17 protein-coding genes are annotated in these 18633 nt (G+C 62.5%); 5 read left to right on the plus strand and 12 right to left on the minus strand.

Annotated features, from left to right (window positions below):
- Positions 1 to 107 precede the first annotated feature (107 nt).
- Both FF124_RS13480 and FF124_RS13485 read right to left on the minus strand, forming a co-directional pair.
- Entirely contained in the window at positions 108 to 965 is an 858-nt protein-coding gene (locus FF124_RS13480; RefSeq protein ID WP_138749015.1) for an RDD family protein, read from the minus strand.
- Positions 962 to 1333, minus strand: a complete 372-nt coding sequence (locus FF124_RS13485; RefSeq protein WP_425462537.1) for an acyl-CoA thioesterase — start codon at positions 1331 to 1333, stop codon at positions 962 to 964. Before FF124_RS13485 ends, FF124_RS13480 begins: the two co-directional genes overlap by 4 nt.
- Before the next feature lie 200 nt (positions 1334 to 1533).
- On the opposite strand from FF124_RS13485, the gene FF124_RS13490 reads away from it, so the two are divergent.
- The 3 genes from FF124_RS13490 to clpA all read left to right on the plus strand — a co-directional run bounded on the left by FF124_RS13490 (position 1534) and on the right by clpA (position 5791).
- Complete coding sequence (locus tag FF124_RS13490; protein WP_187326936.1) at positions 1534 to 2595, plus strand: extensin-like domain-containing protein; 1062 nt, start codon at positions 1534 to 1536, stop codon at positions 2593 to 2595.
- Between the two features lie 432 nt (positions 2596 to 3027).
- Positions 3028 to 3381 (plus strand): ATP-dependent Clp protease adapter ClpS, encoded by a 354-nt coding sequence (clpS, locus tag FF124_RS13495; protein WP_024707881.1) that lies wholly within the window; start codon positions 3028 to 3030, stop codon positions 3379 to 3381.
- Positions 3382 to 3391: 10 nt separating this feature from the next.
- Positions 3392 to 5791: an ATP-dependent Clp protease ATP-binding subunit ClpA gene (clpA, locus tag FF124_RS13500; RefSeq protein ID WP_138749018.1), complete on the plus strand. Its 2400-nt coding sequence runs from the start codon at positions 3392 to 3394 to the stop codon at positions 5789 to 5791.
- 81 nt (positions 5792 to 5872) lie between these two features.
- Here clpA and FF124_RS13505 read toward each other — a convergent pair whose 3' ends face one another.
- From FF124_RS13505 to FF124_RS13525, 5 genes are all read right to left on the minus strand, one after another.
- Entirely contained in the window at positions 5873 to 6466 is a 594-nt protein-coding gene (locus FF124_RS13505) for an acyloxyacyl hydrolase (RefSeq protein ID WP_138749019.1), read from the minus strand.
- A gap of 132 nt (positions 6467 to 6598) precedes the next feature.
- A complete protein-coding gene (gene purQ / locus FF124_RS13510) occupies positions 6599 to 7273 on the minus strand; it encodes a phosphoribosylformylglycinamidine synthase subunit PurQ (RefSeq protein WP_138749020.1) in 675 nt (224 codons plus the stop codon).
- A 22-nt stretch (positions 7274 to 7295) separates the two neighbouring features.
- Positions 7296 to 7544, minus strand: a complete 249-nt coding sequence (gene purS / locus FF124_RS13515; RefSeq protein WP_024707875.1) for a phosphoribosylformylglycinamidine synthase subunit PurS — start codon at positions 7542 to 7544, stop codon at positions 7296 to 7298.
- 19 nt (positions 7545 to 7563) lie between these two features.
- The gene (locus FF124_RS13520) at positions 7564 to 8316 is read right to left on the minus strand and encodes a phosphoribosylaminoimidazolesuccinocarboxamide synthase (protein ID WP_138749021.1); all 753 of its coding nucleotides are present in this window, start codon (positions 8314 to 8316) and stop codon (positions 7564 to 7566) included.
- A complete protein-coding gene (locus FF124_RS13525) occupies positions 8291 to 8545 on the minus strand; it encodes a hypothetical protein (RefSeq protein ID WP_138749022.1) in 255 nt (84 codons plus the stop codon). Before FF124_RS13525 ends, FF124_RS13520 begins: the two co-directional genes overlap by 26 nt.
- A 52-nt stretch (positions 8546 to 8597) precedes the next feature.
- On the opposite strand from FF124_RS13525, the gene FF124_RS13530 reads away from it, so the two are divergent.
- Complete coding sequence (locus tag FF124_RS13530; RefSeq protein ID WP_138749023.1) at positions 8598 to 8918, plus strand: DUF1476 domain-containing protein; 321 nt, start codon at positions 8598 to 8600, stop codon at positions 8916 to 8918.
- Between the two features lie 3 nt (positions 8919 to 8921).
- Here the strand turns inward: FF124_RS13530 and FF124_RS13535 are convergent, their stop codons facing one another.
- Genes FF124_RS13535 through FF124_RS13555 form a run of 5 tightly spaced genes read right to left on the minus strand, consistent with a single transcriptional unit; the run spans position 8922 to position 14389 of the window.
- Complete coding sequence (locus FF124_RS13535) at positions 8922 to 10139, minus strand: molybdopterin molybdotransferase MoeA (RefSeq protein WP_138749024.1); 1218 nt, start codon at positions 10137 to 10139, stop codon at positions 8922 to 8924.
- A gap of 3 nt (positions 10140 to 10142) precedes the next feature.
- Positions 10143 to 10637 (minus strand): cyclic pyranopterin monophosphate synthase MoaC, encoded by a 495-nt coding sequence (moaC, locus tag FF124_RS13540; protein WP_138749025.1) that lies wholly within the window; start codon positions 10635 to 10637, stop codon positions 10143 to 10145.
- Positions 10634 to 11449, minus strand: a complete 816-nt coding sequence (trpC, locus tag FF124_RS13545) for an indole-3-glycerol phosphate synthase TrpC (protein ID WP_138749026.1) — start codon at positions 11447 to 11449, stop codon at positions 10634 to 10636. Before trpC ends, moaC begins: the two co-directional genes overlap by 4 nt.
- Before the next feature lie 9 nt (positions 11450 to 11458).
- Positions 11459 to 12481 carry an anthranilate phosphoribosyltransferase gene (gene trpD, locus FF124_RS13550; RefSeq protein ID WP_138749027.1) on the minus strand — a complete coding sequence of 341 codons (1023 nt, stop codon included), beginning with the start codon at positions 12479 to 12481 and terminating at the stop codon, positions 11459 to 11461.
- A 12-nt stretch (positions 12482 to 12493) separates the two neighbouring features.
- Positions 12494 to 14389 carry a SurA N-terminal domain-containing protein gene (locus FF124_RS13555; protein WP_138749028.1) on the minus strand — a complete coding sequence of 632 codons (1896 nt, stop codon included), beginning with the start codon at positions 14387 to 14389 and terminating at the stop codon, positions 12494 to 12496.
- A gap of 271 nt (positions 14390 to 14660) precedes the next feature.
- Here FF124_RS13555 and FF124_RS13560 point away from each other — a divergent pair, with 271 nt between their 5' ends.
- Positions 14661 to 18584, plus strand: a complete 3924-nt coding sequence (locus tag FF124_RS13560; protein ID WP_187326937.1) for an autotransporter domain-containing protein — start codon at positions 14661 to 14663, stop codon at positions 18582 to 18584.
- Positions 18585 to 18633 lie beyond the last annotated feature (49 nt).

Genomic DNA, 18633 nt, shown 5'->3' on the forward strand with positions numbered 1-18633 from the left:
CTGACGCGTCATGCTCGGATGAACCGGGTTTGCAGATTAGCCGGATAGGACCTCGGATCGCCTAAACTACTCTGGATCAGCATATCAACCAAGTGTCGCGATCCTCGCTAGTTCCTCAGCACGACATAGGCGCGGATGAAGCCGTCATAGAGCATGCGGCCGCGCCAGAGGGCAAACGGCCAGACCCACCAGACGAACAGGACCAGAAGCGTGGCGGCGTTGAGCACAAGGATGTCGGCAATGGCGCGCTGGTCGGTCCCCACGGTTTCGAGCAGGGCGACGGTCTCGGAAACGGAGGCGGGCTTCGGCGCGTTGGCGGCAATGACGAACTGGAAAAGGTTGTTGGCGATCAGGGGCCAGAACTTCAGATATTCCCGCGTGATGGTCTTGCCCGGCGAGAGCGGCGGCGGGTCCTTGGCCAGCGCATCCGTCGTCACGCGGAGCGACATCAGCCGCTTGCCGGGCGTCCAGCCGAGGAAGATCGTCGACAGCGCGAGCGCCAGCGGGAAGGCGAGGAGCTGAAGCGTGGAGACGGCGCGCTCGATCAGCGGCGAGGGGAAGACAGGATCGCCGTTCTCGTCAAGCTGGATGGATACCGAGCGGGTGAAGGTGCCGCCGTCTTCGCCGGTGCGGCTCTCGGTGACCATGGCCAGGCGCTTCTGCGGCAGGAAGAAGCTGTCGACCGTGCAGGACCGCGCGCTCACTGTCGTGTCGCCGTCCTCCGTTTCTGGCCAGTTCTGTTCGATCTCGGCAAACACCGGCAGGCTTCTGTCCGCCGGCTGACAGATGCGGGTGTGGAAGAAGGAGCTGGCGACGCCATCCCTCAGCTGCGGGCTCGCCAATGACAGCGCGCCGACCGCGAAGGTGGCGAGAATGCCGAAGATGACAAAGTCAATGAAAAGCGCAGCCAGACGCCGCAGGAACAGACGCGGCGGGCGCTGGGGGGCTGCGGTCTGGTCGGTCATGCCTCATTGTCCACTTCGCTGATGGACGGCTGTTTCGTCTGCGGAACGGGCGCGGGCCTGCCGCTTTCGTCCATCGCCACCATCACGAATTCGGCTGCCGTCACCTTCTCGCGCCGCGGCCGGTCATGACGATGCACCCAGGCTTCGACATTCACCGTCATCGAGGTGCGGCCGATCTTCTTGAACTGTGTATAGACGCAGAGCGTATCGCCGATCTTGACCGGCTTTTCGAAGGTGATCGAGTTGACCGCGACGGTGACCGTGCGCATGCCGGCATGTTCCGAGGCGGCGACGAAGGCGCCAAGGTCCATCTGCGACATCACCCAGCCGCCGAAAATGTCTCCGGCCGGGTTGGCATTGGCCGGCATGGCCACGGTTCTGAGCGTCAGATCGCCCTTGGGTCTTTCGGTCACTGATTCTTCTCCTGCGGCCAGACTCGTCGCAATTTACCGCCCGCAGGCCCCCGCGCAAGAGCAGCCTCATTCGAAGTGCGGCGCGGCAAAGCATTTGTTTACATATGTCTGTTTTACTCGCCCTCAGGTTTCAACCCCTGGGCACGATGAACGGTATGGCGTCTTTTTCTCATCTGCGAAACGCGGTTTCCTGCACGGCGATTTCCCTGGTTCTTGCCGGTTGTTCGATCGGCGGGCTGATGACCTCGTTTTCGGTCGATACCAGCGCCAAGGATACCCAGGTGGTCACCCGCAGCGAGGCGGCCAAGGCCAAGCCTGCTGCCGTGGTTTCCGCGCCGGCGCCGCAGCCCTCTGCGGCGGAGCTGGCAAAGGATGATCCGCCGCCGCAGAGCATCGAGCAATTGATTGCCGAAACGGAGACCTCCGCCGGCCTGCCGATCGACAGCTATCTCGGCTTCAGCGAAACCGAAGACAGGACCGACGTCGCCGCCATCGCCGACACCGAAGCGCGGAGCGCCGAGGCGCAGACGGACGCGGCGAAGGATCCGGGCATCGACCCGATCAATACGGCTTCGCTCCTGCCCCACGTCGACCCCGGTGCGGGGACGGACGCAGGGCAGGGGAGCATGGCCGAGCCGAAGCAGAACCGCATACCGGGCCTGATGCCGCTTGCCGAGCGGCAATGCCGAAGCGAACTCAACGCCATGGGCGTCACTTTTTCCGAAGTCGAGGCGATCGCATCGGGCAGCCAGTGCGGCATTGCCTATCCGGTGAAACTGCAGAAACTGCCGGGCAATATCGCGATCTCGCCGGACGTAACCGTCAATTGCGAGACCGCGCTCGCCTTCGCCCAGTGGGTTCAGGCCGATGTGGCGCCGGCCGTGCGGGTGCGCTATCTCACCGGCCTGAAATCGATCGAGACCATGGGCGGCTATTCCTGCCGTCGCGTGAACAACGGCACCAATTCGCGCACCATGTCGGAACACTCGAAGGGCAATGCCATTGATATCGGCGGCTTCACGCTCAATACAGGCAAGACGATCGATGTTTCTCCCAAGGGGTTCTTCGCCTTCCGGGAGAAGGGCCTTCTGAAATCCGTCCGCGCCAGCGGATGCGAGTATTTCAACACGGTGCTGGGCCCCGGCTATCCCAAGCATGATGATCATTTTCACTTTGATTTGAAGCAGCGTTCGTCCGGCAGAACCTACTGCAACTGAGCAAGGTCGGGCGAGGCCGGGGCTCTGAAAGAGGGCGGCCAGTGCGTCCGCTGCTTTACCCTCGCGATCCATATGTTCGATGCAACGCCTCAAATTTGGCGACACGAAACGTTTCGCTCTTCGATGCGTAACGTTTCGTGGTATTGCGGCACCCAAGTTCAGCAATTGCGTCGCCCTGGGTGATGTTTGTTTTTGTTCGATTTGTCACCCTTGGGTTGTAGTCATTGTAATTTCGGAGACGATCAACGGCGTGAGGGGTGAAGGGCGCACCAGCGCGCGGTATTTTTTCTTAATGACAAGCCCGGAAGATCGGCATTAAGATTGGATCAGTCTCAGGGAGCTTGAAACGGTTGCGGTACATACAGATATGAACGTCAACAAAAGGCTGATGTACGCGGCTTAAAATCTAGAGGACGCACGGAGTTAGTAAGAATGATCGCGATGTCGATCCGGATGCAGAACGACCCTTCCAAGAATGGGGGCAATCCGAACCGCGGAACGGCGGTGATCGCGCGCACCAAGCCAAAGACGAAGAAACCCAGCCTCTACCGGGTTCTCCTGTTGAATGATGACTACACACCAATGGAGTTTGTAATCCATATTCTGGAACGTTTCTTCCAGAAGGATCGCGAGGCGGCGACCCGCATCATGCTGAATGTCCACAATAACGGCGTGGGCGAATGCGGGGTTTTCACCTATGAGGTGGCTGAGACCAAGGTCAGTCAGGTCATGGATTTTGCGCGTCAGCACCAACACCCATTGCAATGTGTCATGGAAAAGAAGTGAGGATCTGATCGTGCCAACATTCTCCCCCAGTCTCGAAAAGGCGCTGCATCAGGCTCTGACCTATGCAAATGACCGGCACCATGAATATGCGACGCTGGAGCACCTGCTCCTGGCGCTGATTGATGATGGAGATGCCGCCGCCGTCATGGGTGCCTGCAATGTCGACCTCGACGCTTTGCGCAAGACAGTCACCGAATATGTCGATACCGAACTAGCCAATCTGGTGACCGGTTATGACGAGGATTCCAAGCCGACCTCCGGCTTCCAGCGCGTCATCCAGCGCGCGGTGATCCACGTCCAGTCATCCGGCCGCGAGGAGGTGACGGGCGCCAATGTGCTCGTCGCCATCTTCGCCGAACGCGAAAGCCACGCGGCCTATTTCCTGCAGCAGCAGGAAATGACGCGCTATGATGCGGTCAACTATATCTCGCACGGGATCGGCAAGCGGCCGGGCTCGTCGGAAATCCGCACGCCGCGCGGCGCCAATTCCGAAAACGAGGATACCGATGGTGCGGCGCAGCAGGCCGACGAAAACGGGCGCAAGCAGCCCGACGCACTGAAGGCCTATTGCGTCAATCTCAACGAGAAGGCGATGAGCGGCAAGATCGATCCGCTGATCGGTCGCGATGCCGAGGTCAACAGGACCATCCAGGTCCTGTGCCGCCGCTCGAAGAACAATCCGCTCTATGTCGGCGACCCCGGCGTCGGCAAGACGGCGATTGCCGAGGGGCTGGCCAAGCGGATCGTCGAGGGCAAGGTGCCGGAAGCACTCATCGATGCGACGATCTTCTCGCTCGACATGGGCACGCTGCTCGCCGGCACCCGTTATCGCGGCGATTTCGAGGAGCGCCTGAAGCAGGTGGTCAAGGAACTCGAAGAGTATGAGGGGGCCGTCCTTTTCATCGACGAGATCCACACGGTGATCGGCGCAGGCGCTACCTCCGGCGGCGCCATGGATGCGTCGAACCTCCTGAAGCCGGCGCTCTCCTCGGGCGCTATCCGCTGCATCGGGTCGACTACCTACAAGGAGTACCGTCAGTTCTTCGAGAAGGACCGTGCGCTGGTGCGCCGGTTCCAGAAGATCGATGTCAACGAGCCCTCCGTGGACGATGCCATCGAAATCATGAAGGGCCTCAAGCCCTATTTCGAGGAATATCACAACCTGCGCTACACCAACGACGCCATCAAGGCGGCGGTGGAACTGTCGGCGCGCTACATCTCGGATCGCAAGCTGCCGGACAAGGCCATCGACGTGATCGACGAGAGTGGTGCTGCGCAGATGCTGCTTCCGGTTTCGCGCCGGCGCAAGATGATCACCGAGAGGGAGATCGAGGCGACCGTTGCGACCATGGCCCGCATCCCGCCGAAATCGGTTTCCAAGGATGACGAGCAGGTGCTGGCCAATCTCGAGCAGGAACTGCGCTCGGTGGTCTACGGCCAGGACAAGGCGATCGACGCGCTTGCGACCTCGATCAAGCTCGCCCGCGCCGGACTTCGCGAGCCCAACAAGCCGATCGGCTCCTATATCTTCTCCGGCCCCACGGGCGTCGGCAAGACCGAGGTGTCGAAGCAGCTTGCCTCCTCGCTCGGCGTCGAGCTACTGCGCTTCGACATGTCGGAATATATGGAGCGGCATACGGTCTCGCGCCTGCTCGGCGCCCCTCCCGGCTATGTCGGCTTCGACCAGGGCGGCCTTCTGACCGATGGCGTCGACCAGCACCCGCATTGCGTCGTGCTGCTGGACGAGATCGAGAAGGCGCATCCGGATATCTACAATATCCTGCTGCAGGTGATGGACCACGGTTCGCTGACCGACCACAACGGCAAGAAGATCGACTTCCGCAATGTCATCCTGATCATGACGACCAATGCGGGTGCCGCCGAAATGTCGAAGTCGGCGATCGGCTTCGGCTCGTCACGGCGCACCGGCGAGGACGAGGAGGCGCTCAACCGCATCTTCACGCCGGAGTTCCGCAACCGCCTCGATGCGATCATTCCGTTTGCGCCGCTGCCGACGGAAGTCATCCATCAGGTCGTGCAGAAATTCGTCATGCAGCTCGAATCGCAGCTTTCGGAACGCAATGTCACCTTCGAACTGGAGGACAAGGCGGTCGAGTGGCTGGCCTCGCGCGGCTATGACGAGAAGATGGGCGCCCGCCCGCTCTCGCGCGTCATCCAGGAGCACATCAAGAAGCCTCTCGCCAACGAGATCCTGTTCGGCAAGCTGAAGAAGGGCGGCGTCGTCCGCGTCGATGTAAAGACGGACAAGGATGGCAAGGAAGAGCTGACGCTGGATGCTATACCCGACTCAACGCCGGTCAAGCCGGCCGAATTGAAGTCGGACGGGCCCAAGGGCAAGTCCGGCAAGAAGGGCGGCTCCAAATCGAGCAAGTCCGCCGCCGACAGCTGATCGGCGGTATCGACTGGAAAGCAAAACGCCGGGCGAGTTGCCCGGCGTTTTCATTTCCTCTGCGGAGAACCGTTGCCGGTTCTAGAAATTTTTGGCGATGCCGAGGCCGCCATAGGTCAAGCCGCTGTTCGGGCTGGCGAGTTCCGCATTCGAGGAGTGACGGACAGTCGCCGTGATGCTCCAGCTGTCGTCAAGGTCGACGCCGAAGGCGATATATTCGTGAAACAGCAGGTGGGAGCCGATACCGGGTCCGCGGCCGCCATATTCATCCAGACTGCCGTTCGACAGCGCGCCGCCGAAACCGATATCGACGAAGGTCGGACCGGCAACCGGAAACTTCCAGCTCGCGCCGGCCATGATCTGCGACGATTCGTCAGCCGTCGAAATGCTGGCGCTCAAAAAGAAACGGGGATGCAGAAACTTGTCGAAGCCTTCCCGACCTTCGCTGTGAAGCGGGTCGAAGAACAGGCTCGGGATGAGAAAGACGCCCTTTTCGAAGTCCGAATTGGAGCCGAGGGATGCGGCGACTTCAAACCGAGCCTCGTCGAAAATACTCTCCTCGGCAGGCGGCGTCGGGCTTGCCGGAACGTTGGCATCCGCCGCGAAAACGGATCCTGCGCCCATCGCCAGAAAAGCCATCATGGCGGAGGGCCTGAGAAACGATACTGAAGTCATAAGTCTTTCCAATCGGTAAGCGATCCGCAACCGCCCAAAGGACGGACCGGATTTCAGCGTGCATTACTGACGATTCCATCCCCAAGGTCAAGCTTAACCACGACCAATTGACGGGTCGCGAAGCGAAGGCCTTCAGGCGGTGGCCAGCATGTCGAGCGCTGATTCGAAAAGCCGCCGGCCGTCCGTTCCGCCATGGGCGGTTTCGATCAGGTTTTCCGGATGCGGCATCATGCCGAGCACGTTGCCCTGTTCGTTGACCAATCCTGCGATGTCATTGATCGAGCCGTTGGGATTGGTGCCCTCGGCATAGCGAAACACGACCTGATTGTTGTCTTCGATTCGGGCGAGTTCATCGGCCTCGGCAAAGTAATTGCCGTCGTGGTGGGCCACAGGGCAGTTGATCACTTCGCCCGCCTCGTAGCCGGACGTGAAGGCCGTGCGGTTGTTGGCGACTGCGAGACGGACCTGGCGGCAGACGAATTTCAGCGAGGCATTGCGCATCAGCGCGCCCGGCAGAAGGCCGGCCTCAAGCAGGATCTGGAAGCCGTTGCACACGCCGATGACGCGGACCCCTGCGCGGGCCTTTTCGGCAACCGCGCGCATGACCGGCATGCGCGCCGCGATTGCCCCGCAGCGCAGATAGTCGCCATAGGAAAAGCCGCCGGGAATGATGATCAGGTCGGCATCCGGCAGTTCGGTCTCGGTCTGCCAGACGGGGATCGGATCATGGCCGGATATGGTGCGGATCGCGGCGAACATGTCGCGGTCGCGGTTCAGGCCCGGAAGTTGGATCAATGCGGTCTTCATGGCTTTCGCTCTCTTCCTGCGCTCAGGCCTGGGTCAGTTCGATCGCGTAATTCTCGATCACCATGTTGGCCAGAAGCTTCTCGCACATGGCCGCGACATCGGCCTCGGCCTTGGCGCGGTCATCGGTGTCGAGCGCGAGGTCGAAGACCTTGCCCTGGCGCGCGGCGGACAGACCGTCGAACCCCAGACCGTGAAGGGCGCCTTCGATGGCCTTTCCCTGCGGATCGAGAACGCCGTTCTTCAAGGTAACGATGACACGTGCATTGATCACTGGTTCAATCCTCAATCTGCTATTTGACAAGTACCGGGCCGGCGGCGCGGGCGGGTTCGTTCTCGTTCATGATGCCCAGCCTGCGGGCAATCTCCGAATGGGCATTGGGCGCAGCACCGCCGCGCGCATCGCGGTCCATCCGCTGGCGCGTCTGCAGGTCGATGAGCCGGCAGGAATCCGGCGAGATCTCGTCGGCCAGGATGATACGCATCATGTCGCCTTCGAACAGACGGCCGCACTCGATCTTGAAGTCGACGAGCTGCATGCCGGCGCCGAGAAACAGGCCGGAGAGAAAATCGTTGATGCGGATCGCAAGCGCCACCATGTCATCGAGTTCAGGCGGCATCGCCCAGCCGAAAGCGGTGATATGCTCTTCGGTGACCAGCGGGTTCTTCAGCTCGTCGGATTTCAGCGAGAACTCGACGATGGAACGGGGAAGGGGGGTGCCCTCCTCGATGCCGAGCCGGCGCGAAAGCGAGCCGGCGGCGATATTGCGGACGGTGAGCACGAGCGGGATCATCTCCACCTCGCGCACCAGTTGCTCGCGCATGTTGAGGCGGCGGATGAAATGGGTCGGAATGCCGATCGCGTTCAGATGGCTGAAGACATATTCGGAGATGCGGTTGTTGAGCACGCCCTTGCCGTCAATAACCTCACCGGCAATACCCGGCTCGGCGGCGTCATCCTTGAAGAACTGGATCAGCGTTCCGGGCTCGGGGCCTTCGTAGAGGATCTTGCCCTTGCCTTCAAAAACCCGGCGGCGACGATTCATTTTTTTCTCGCGTAGTTGGCGTGGCCTTGGCGCACGCGATATTTCTGTCTCTCTCGCTGGAATAGCGAAGTCGTGCGGCTTTCTCAATCAAAACCAAGCGTTTTTCAAGGCAATTGCACGCACGGATCGATGGGCGGCCGCCTTTGGAGCCGATTTCATCTTGGATTTTAAACGATCTTATTAAAATAGTTAAATCCTGCTTCTTTTCAAACGTCAGTTTTGTCGCCATTCTCTTTGCAAGAGGAAACGGAGCGCCGTCCGGCGGCGCGATGGAGGTGGATATGTCCGGATCGATCTTTACCGATCGCGAGCGTGCCTTCGAGGCAGCCTATGTGCAGCAGGAAGCCGCACGCTTTCGTGTGATCGCGCGGCGTAACCGGATGCTGGCCGCCTGGGCAGCAGATCTTCTGGGGCGCGAGGATCTAGAATTCTACGCCAGCGAAGTGATCGCTGCCGATTTCACCCATGCCGGCCATGACGACGTTTTGAAGAAGCTGATGCGTGATTTCGCCGAGGCGGGTATCGAGATCGACGAGGAAACCGTGCGGATGAAGATGCAGGCCTTTCTTCAGGCTGCCAGCCATCAGAGCGAGCGGATCTGAGGCTCAGCTGGCTGCTTTGCCCAAAAGCATCACCTCGAGCGGGTCGCCGGGTTTCAGCGGGCCGTCTCCGGGTGGGCGGACAATCAGGCAATCGGCGTCGGCCAGCGTCGCGATCAGCGATGAGTCCTGGCTTGCCGAGGGCGAGACGAGCCCCTGGCCACGATCTGAGAAACGCGCGCGCATATAGTGGCGGCGTGGACCGTTGGGGCCGATCGCCTCCGCCGCGACGGCGCGCATCAGCCGATCGCGGGGCGCAAGCCGCGCAAGGCGACGGATCAGCGGTTCGGCAAAGACCAGCGCGCAGACATAGGCGGAAACGGGATTGCCGGGCAGGCCGAGCACCTTCATGGCGTCGAGATTGCCGACCATGAGCGGCTTTCCAGGCCGCATGGCGATCTTCCAGAAATCGAGCGACATGCCCATCGCCTGCAATGTCGGGCCGACGAGATCGCGGTCGCCGACGGACGCCCCGCCAATGGTGATCAGGACATTTGCGCCCCATGCGCGAGCATCCTCGACCGCGGCCTCGATCGCGGATGGCTCGTCCGCGGCAATGCCAAGGTCGCGCGCCTCGGCGCCATTCGCGCGGGCGAGGCTCACGAGGGCGATCCCCGCCGAAGCCGAAATCTGTCCCGTTCCCGGTGTCTCGCCGGGCCGCACCAGTTCATCGCCGGTGGCGAGCACGGCGACCTTCGGACGGTGATAGACCGGCAGCGACCCATAGCCGCCGGCGGCCGCCAGCGAAAGATTGCGCGCCTCAAGCCGACTGCCGTCCGCGAGCAGAACCTGTCCTTGTCGAAAATCCTGCCCGGCGGCGCGGATATTGGCGTTTTTGGTTACGGATTTCATGATGCGGATACGGTCGCCCATGACTTCCGTATTCTCCTGGATCACCACGCTGTCGGCGCCCGATGGCAGCGGAGCGCCGGTGAAGATCCTGATCGCGGTTCCCGGGGCGACAGATATCTCCGGCGTCTCGCCGGCCGCAACCGTGCCGATCACTAAGAGCGTCGCGCCGGTTGTTGCATCATCGGACCTGACCGCATAGCCGTCCATGGCCGAGGCGCTGAAGGGCGGTTGGGTGATGCGTGAGATAAGGTCTTCGGCCAGCACGCGACCATCGGCTTCGACCAGATCGCAGCTCTCCCTATCCGTGATCGGCAATGCGCCGTTCAGCAGGATGGAGAGCGCATCATCGACGGGCAGAAGCGAGCCGGCCATGCCTCACGTCTCCGATCGTTTGTAGTCGCCGCTTGCGCCGCCCGATTTCTCGACCAGGCGGATCGCGCCGATTTCCATCTCCCGGTCGGCCGCCTTGGCCATGTCGTAGATCGTCAGGCAGGCGACGGAAACGGCCGTCAGCGCCTCCATTTCGACGCCGGTTCGCCCGGTCAGCCGCGCGGTGGCGGTAACCCGCAGGCCGGGCAGGGCGGCATCGGTAACGATATCGACGGCGATCTTGGTGAGCATCAGCGGGTGGCAGAGCGGAATGAGATTGGCGGTCTGCTTGGCGCCCATGATCCCGGCAAGGCGGGCCGTGGCGATGACGTCGCCCTTCTTCGCGTTGCCGCTTTCAATCAGCGCCAGCGTCTCGGGCTTCATGCGCACGAAACCCTCGGCCGTGGCCGTGCGAACGGTCTCGTCCTTGCCCCCGACATCGACCATATTGGCGGAGCCGTCGGCCGCGATATGGGTCAGATTTGCCGGCCTGTCGCTCATTGCGCCGGAAGCCCGGCGTCAACGCCAGTCAGAAGCGCCCGCGTCGCGCCGGCAATATCGTCCTGGCGCATCAGGCTTTCGCCGACAAGGAAGGTGGTGATGCCGCTCTTTTTCAGACGCAGACAGTCGTCATGGACGAAGATGCCGCTTTCTCCGACGAGCAGCCGGTCGTCCGGCACCATCTTGACCAGGCGTTCGCTGGTCTCAAGCGTAACCTCAAAATTCCTGAGATTACGGTTATTTATGCCGATCATATGAGAGGAAAGCTTAAGTGCGCGCGCGCATTCTTCCTCGTTATGGACCTCAAGCAGCGCGTCCATGCCGAGTTCGAAGGCGGTCTCTTCAAGTACGCGCGCCTCGTCATCGGAAAGGCTTGCCATGATGATCAGGATGCAGTCGGCGCCCCAGGCGCGGGCCTCGTGCACCTGATAGGGCTCGAACATGAAATCCTTCCGCAGCGCGGGCAGGGTGCAGGCATTGCGGGCGGCGGCGAGGAACTCGGGCGCGCCCTGGAAGCTCGGCGTATCGGTGAGCACCGAAAGGCAGGCCGCGCCGCCCGCCTCATAGGCCCTGGCAAAGGCCGGCGGATCGAAATCCGGGCGGATCAGACCCTTGGAAGGGCTCGCCTTCTTGATCTCGGCGATCAGCCCGAACCGGCCCTCGTCCTGTTTGCGACGGAGCGCTTCCAGAAAGCCGCGCGGCTTTTCTTGATCGGCTGCGCGCGCCTTCAGGTCGTCGAGCGTAACCTTCGCCTTGGCGGCGGCGATTTCCTCGCGCTTGTAGGCTTCGATCTTTCGCAGGATATCGGTCATGGCCGGTCCTCAGCCTTCGCTTTTCTGGTTGGAGACGGCGACGAGCCGGTCGAGCGCGAGCGCCGCATTGCCGCTTTCCAGCGATTGCGCGGCGATCGTCATTGCGTCGGCGATCGTCTCGCCCTTGCCGGCAATCATCAGGGCGGCAGCGGCGTTGCAGAGCGCAATGTCGCGATAGGCGTTGCGCTCGCCGGAAAGCACCTTGCGCAGCGCCGCGGCGTTGACCTTGCCGTCACCGCCGCGAAGCGCGTCGAGCGTCACCGGCTCGACGCCGAAATCCTTCGGCGTCAGCGAATATTCGCGAATCTTGCCATCAGACAGCTCGGCGATCCTGGTCGTTCCGGTCGTGGTGATTTCGTCAAGGCCTTCGCCGTGCACGACCCAGACGGTCTCGGATCCGAGATCGCGCAGCACCTCGGCGAGCGGCACCAGCCATTGCGGCGAAAACACGCCGAGCAGCTGGCTCTTCACGCCGGCCGGGTTCGAAAGCGGTCCGAGAAGGTTGAAGATTGTGCGCGTACCGAGTTCGACCCGGGAGGGGCCGACATGGCGCATGGCGGCGTGATGCTTCTGCGCGAACATGAAGCCGATGCCGGCCTCTGCCAGGCAGGCCTCGATGATCGCGGGTCCGGTATCCAGCTCAACGCCAAGCTCCGACAGGCTGTCGGCGGTGCCGGAGCGCGAGCTCAGCGCCCGGTTGCCATGCTTGGCAACGGTCACCCCGGCGCCTGCCGTCACAATCGCAGCCAGGGTCGAGATATTGTAGGTGCCGGCGCCGTCGCCGCCGGTGCCAACGATATCGATCGCGTGTTCCGGCGCCTTGACCGGCAGCATCTTGGCCCGCATCGTCGTAACCGCGCCGACAATCTCGTCGACCGTCTCGCCCTTGACCCTGAGCGCCATCAGAAAGCCGCCGATCTGCGAGGGGGTGGCCTCGCCCGACATCAGGATGTCGAAGGCCTGGCGGGATTCTTCGCTCGTCAGCGATTGGCCGTCGGCGACCTTGGCGATGAAGGGTTTCAGTTCGGACATGGCTTTTCTCGCTTATCGCAGGTTCACCGCCTGCTGGGCGAGCGTCTGGTTGATCGAGACGCCGTATTCGCTCTGCAGCTTGTTGATCATTTCGTCGAGGATATCGTCTCCGGCGGAAGAGGCAATGGCGGTGATGACCTGGTTGTCGCCGCTGGTCTCCAGCGTGTCGGAGGGATTGACCACGGTTGCCACCGACAGCACGATCTGCTCGATCCCGCCGTCACGCGGGGCGGTGGCCACGGTTCCGAGCGGTCCGCTGAAGGCCGCGGCGATCGCCTCGGGGCCGAGGTCGCTGTTCTGCGAATTGCGGGTGATCGACGGGCTGTGCTGAACGTCGATGGCGAGATCGTCGGCCACCTGCTGCAGGCTCTCGCCGTTTTCGACCCGCTGCTTCAGTTCGTCGGCCTTGGCGGCGAGCGCATCACGCTGCTGCTCGGCGGCCCAGTCGGCCTCTACCTGGCTGCGGACCTCATCGAAGGTGCGGTCGCGCGGCGGGGTGATATCTTCAACCTCGTACCAGACCACGCCCCCGTCATTGAGGTTCAGCGGAAGGTTCTCAAGGCCGGTATCGCTCTGAAACGCGGCGCCGACGAGTTCGGTGCCCAGCGGAATGTCATCGATCGGGTTGCCGTCCGGATCGCGGCCGTTGGCGTCGATGGCGTTGATCGTCACCGCTTCAAGGCCGAGGCTTTGCGCGGCCTCGGCCATGCTGGCGCCGCCGGCGCGCTGGTCCTCGTACTGGTTCTCGACGTTCAGGATGTCGTCGGCGGCCTGCTGCTCGGCAAGCTCCGTGCGGATCTGGTCCTCGACATCGGCAAGGGGGGTTGTGCTTTCCGGCTGGATGTCGGTCACGCGAATGATGACCGGACCGAAATTGCCCTGAACGACGCCGCTGACGCCGCCTTCCTCGGGAATGGCAAAGGCGGCCTCGTCGATCGCCTGGTCGGGGAACTGGCCCTTCTCATAGATGCCGAGCGTCACGTCGGCCGCCGTGCGGCCGGCTTCCGAGACGAGCTGGTCGAAGGTCTTGGCGCCGTCCTCGAGCGCCTGGGCCGCCTGTTCTGCGGCAGCCTGATCATCAAAGGTCATCTGCTGGATCCGGCGCTCCTCCGGCGTCGTGTAACTGGCGATCCGCGCCTCGTAATCGGCCCGGACGGCATCGTCCGAAACCGCGCCGGGATCGGCGATGTCGGACGGCCGGAGCGCGACATAGGAGATCTTGCGGTATTCGGGCGCGCGGTAGGCGGCCTGACGTTGTTCGAACCAGGGCTGAAGGACATCATCGCCCGGCGACTTGATCGGGTCGACAAAGGCATTGTTGAGAACGATATAGTCGACCACGCGGCTTTGCGACCGGTATTCGCGAATGGCGTCCACCAGCGTTTCCGGCGGCACGAAACCGTCAGCCATGCCGTCGACGATCTGCGAGCGGACCGCAACCTTGCTGCGCTCGGCCACATAGTCATCCTCATTGAGGCCGACATTGCGCAGGAGCGCGCTGAAGCGCTGGCGGTCGAATCGCCCGTCGGTGTTCTGGAAGGCAGGATCCTGGGCGATGATCTCGGCAAGCCGGTCTTCGGAAAGGCCGAGATTCATGTTGTCGGCAAGCTGGTCGAGGGCAGCGCCGGCAACGAGCTGGGCATAGACCTGTTGGTCGACGCCGATCATGCGCGCTTCCTCGCCGGTCAGCCGGCGGCCGAACTGGTTGCTGAGGCTGTTGATCTGGCGCTGGTAAGCGAGGCGGTATTCATTGGCCGAGACGGTCTTGTCGCCAACCTGGACCACGACGTCGGAATTGCCCGAAAACAGCGCGCTTGAAGCGCCCCAGACGCCGAACGAAATAATCAGCAGGATCAGCAGGAGTTTCGCGACCCAGGTCTGGGCGCCTTTGCGCATTGTTTCAAGCATTCTCGAGCGGTCCCTGTTTTCCGGTCATAAGGGTTTTGTGACGCTTCTTAGACGAAGATTGAACGGAATTGAAGTGATAGCTGCATGCGCGGCGAAAACACCGGCCCTGCCGAATTAACCAAGTGCTAACCATAAACATTAAGCATGGCGGACAATTCTCCCCTCGCAAGAAGTTCTTAATTTACTGCAGTCCAGAATTGCAAGCATGCGAGACCGGTCGCCGTTGAGGGCCGGCTGCAGGTGGTTCAAGCGTTTCTGTGCTGGAGGTGTCATGCGTAATGTGAATTTGCGGCTGAAGGCGGCCCGTTCGATCTTCCTGAGTTCATCCGCGCTTTTCCTCCTCTGGGGCACGCCGGGCACTGCAGCCGACTTCCTGTGGACCGGCGCCGAATCGACAGACTGGTATACGGCCAACAACTGGCTCGAGAATGGCGCCGCCACGACCAATACGCCAAAGACCGGTGACAACGTTACCATCAACACCACGGCCAATGCGCCGGTTCTGCCCACCGATCGCGGCACGGAGTATATCAGCACATTCATCATCGGCGACACCGCGACCGGGCGGGTGACCTCGAATGCCACGATCAACGGCGAGCGGACGCGTCTCGGCGCGTCGGCTGGCGGCAATGGCACGCTGACGCTCGGCGCGGGCGGCCAGGTGCAGATGGACAATTCGATCATTGTCGGCGATGCCGGCACCGGCCGGATCGACATGTCCGCGGGCGCGACCGGCCAGACCGCCTCGATCATTCTCGGCAATGCAGATGACAGTACCGGCACCGTCACGCTTTCCGGAAGCGGCACGAGCCTCAGGACCTACGGCACGGGCGCCAACGGACTTTCGGTCGGCAACAGCGGGACCGGCAGCCTGAGCGTCTCCGACGGCGCCTTCATCGAATCGGACCAGGCGATCGTCGGCCGCAATGCGGGCGGCGCGGGCAGCGTTACCCTGTCGGGCGCCGGTACGCAGTGGAACGGCTATGGCGCGACGACGATCGGCAGCAGCGGCAAGGGCACGGTTCTGGTCCAGAGCGGCGCGCATGCGATCAGCGGCTCGCTTTCGATCGGCGAAAACACGTCCTCCACCGGCAATGAAGCGACGGTGACCGGCAGCGGTTCGCTGTGGAATGTCTATAATGACATTTCGCTCGGCGGCAATGTGAACACCGGCGGCACGGGCGGCGAGGGCACGCTTTCAGTCCTTGACGGCGCGACGATGACCGCCAGCAACGGCTATATCGGCAATGTTTCGAGCGGCGAGGGTACGGTTTATGTCGACGGCGCCGGCTCGCAACTGCAGCTCTCCGCCTCGCTCAGGGTCGGGCGCAATGGCGATGGCCGCATGGCGGTTTCGAACGGCGGCTCCGTCACGGCGGATTTCGCGCTGGTCGGCGCGAATGCGAACAGCACCGGCATTGTCGTCATCACCGATGCAGACAGCGAAATGACTCTCACCAATCGCATGACCGTCGGCACGACGGGCGAAGGCCTGCTGGAACTGGAAAATGGCGGAACGCTCAACTCGAACGGCGGCATAATCGGGCGCGATGCCGGCAGCGTCGGTGTCGTCGGCGTTCTTGGCAGCGCTACGTGGAACAACAGCTCAAACCTTGAGATCGGATCGGAAGGCACCGGCCTTCTGGCGATTGCAGGCGGCGGCATTGTCAACAACCGAACGGTGGAAATCGGGACGACGACCACCGGCGAAGGTCTGGTTACCCTGGGCGGAGCGGGGTCATCCTGGAACGTGGATGGCGGCATCACCGTCGGCGTGGAAGGCAATGGCGGAATTCTTGTCACCGATGGCAGCACCGTGACCAGTACCGAGAGCACGATCGCTTCCGGCGCGGGTTCGATCGGTCTCGTTGCTGTCGACGGAGCCGGGTCGTCGTGGACGATCGACGGCGACCTGACGGTCGGCGAGAACGGAACCGGAGTCCTGCAGCTTTCCGACGGCGGCACGCTGACGGCTGACAATCTTGTGCTGGCCGCAAATGCCGGTTCGACCGGCGGGCTGGTGATCGGCTCCCTTCCGGACATAACCCCGCAGGGCCCCGGCACGCTCGACGTCAACGAAGTAACCTTCGGTGACGGTCAGGGCTATCTGGTTTTCAACCATACATCTTCTGACTATGAGTTCTCGCGCGTCATCAGCGGCACCGTCGATATCGAAGCCTATGCCGGCACGACCATTCTGACGGCCGACAATACCAACAAAGGCAACACCTATATCGACACCGGCGCTGAAATCCAGGTCGGCAATGGCGGCACGACCGGCACGCTGCAGGGCAATGCGGCAATCGAGACCGGCGGCACGCTGAGCTTTGCCCGTTCCGACGACATCGAATTTGCCGGTCTTTTGCGCGGCACCGGCGCTGTCTCCCAGAAAGGACCGGGAACGCTCAGGCTGACGGCCGACAACAATGAATTTTCCGGTACGCTTGAGGCCGAAAGCGGGACCTTCCTGGTGGATGGTGCGCTTCGGGGAACAAGCGCCGATGTGAAGGCGGGCGCCTCTTTCGGCGGTTCGGGCGAGATCGGTTCCACCACCGTGCGCTCCGGCGGCACCTTCCTTTCCGGCGACGAGGACGGGTCGATCACCGTCAATGGCGATCTCGACTTCGAACCGGACGCGACCTATGCGGCGGTCATCCAGACCAGCCAGGTTCCGGCCAAGGTCACCGGCACGGTTTCTTTCGACGAGACCGAACTCGATATCGATTTCGTCGACGGCGGCGAACTGAAGCAGCAATATACGCTGCTGGAGGCGGGCGAAATCACCGGCACCTATGACGCGCCGCTTGCCTCGCTTCCTTCCCAGTTTCGCGGCACCATCTCCGAGGAAGGCAACCGGCTCAACATGTCGCTTGCTTATGTCGGCGGCAATTTCAATTTCTCCGCGCTCGGCAGGGGCGTCAATGATCAGCTGGTCAAGGCCTTCAACGACGGCGTGCCGCTGACGGGAACCTTGTCTGCCGGCATGCTGCAATCGGGCAGCGCCTATGAGGCGGCGATGACGACGCTTGGCGGCGAGCTCGGCATCAATGCGACGATGACGGCTACTCTCGGCATGCAGGACTTCCTGCGGCGGTCGTCCAATCCGAGCCGGCTGCTCGCCGGATGGCGGCCGATCGAGGAAAAGGACGAGGACACATTGCCGTCGGCGGGCGAAACATCGGCGCTCGCCTACTGGAACCTCGGCACGCCTTCGAGCCGCCAGCCGCAATGGGACTGGGCCTCGGCCGGTCGCGGCTCGACCTATGGAGGCTCTTATGGCGGCTCCACAGGCGGTGCATACGGAAGTTCCTATGGCGCGCCGTATGCGCCATACCGTTCCCTGATGCCGTCCAATTCCATCTGGCTCGAATATAACGGCGAGACGGCCAGCGTCGACGGCGATACAGGCGCCGGCAATTCCGGCGCCGATATCAAGGGCAATATCGTCGAGGGCGGCTATCTGGCGCAACTGGACGATTCGACCGCGATCGGCTTCGTCTTCGGCGGCGGACAGACGAGCTACGACCAGACCGAACAGAACGGCTCGGCCGACAGCCAGTCGCTGCATGCCGCCGTCACGGCCGCCGGGCAGACCGCGCAGGGGCTTTACGGCCTGGCCACGGTCGGCCTCGGGGTCGACAATATCGACACCGAGCGCACCGTTGCCTTCGGCACGGCGGTCGACCGGCTGCGCGGCAGCTATTCCGCGACCACGTTCGGCGGCCGCTTCGAGGCCGGCGGCCGCATCGTCAATGGCGGCATGGCCTTCATTCCCTTCGCCGCTGCAAGCGCGGTCTACACCAGCGCGCCATCCTATCAGGAAGAGGTTGCCGCCGGCCTTGGCAGTTCGGCGCTTGCCTATTCCGACTCGAGCCTCTTTAGGGGAACGGTCGAGGCCGGCGTCGGCTTTGACACGGCGGCGGGGGACTATGCGCAGCGCTTCTCGTTCAATTCGCGCGTCTCCTATCTCTATCGCTATGGCGGTGGCGGCAATGCGAACGCGAATTTCCTGGCTCTGCCCGGCTACGGCTTCTCGATCTCCAGCAATGCGCCGACAGGCAGCGCCGTTGCGGCCAATATCGGCGCGCGCATCCAACTGACCCCGCAGGCCGATCTTTCGATTGGCGCATACGGCGAATGGGGGGCGGAATACTCGGCACTGATCGCCTCGGCAAAACTACGCTATATCTGGTAAGGCGGCGCAGACAGGCCATCGCAGGCGGGTTTCGACAACTTCTTGAAGC

The organism is Martelella lutilitoris (assembly GCF_005924265.1).
GTDB classification, from domain to species: Bacteria; Pseudomonadota; Alphaproteobacteria; order Rhizobiales; family Rhizobiaceae; genus Martelella; species Martelella lutilitoris.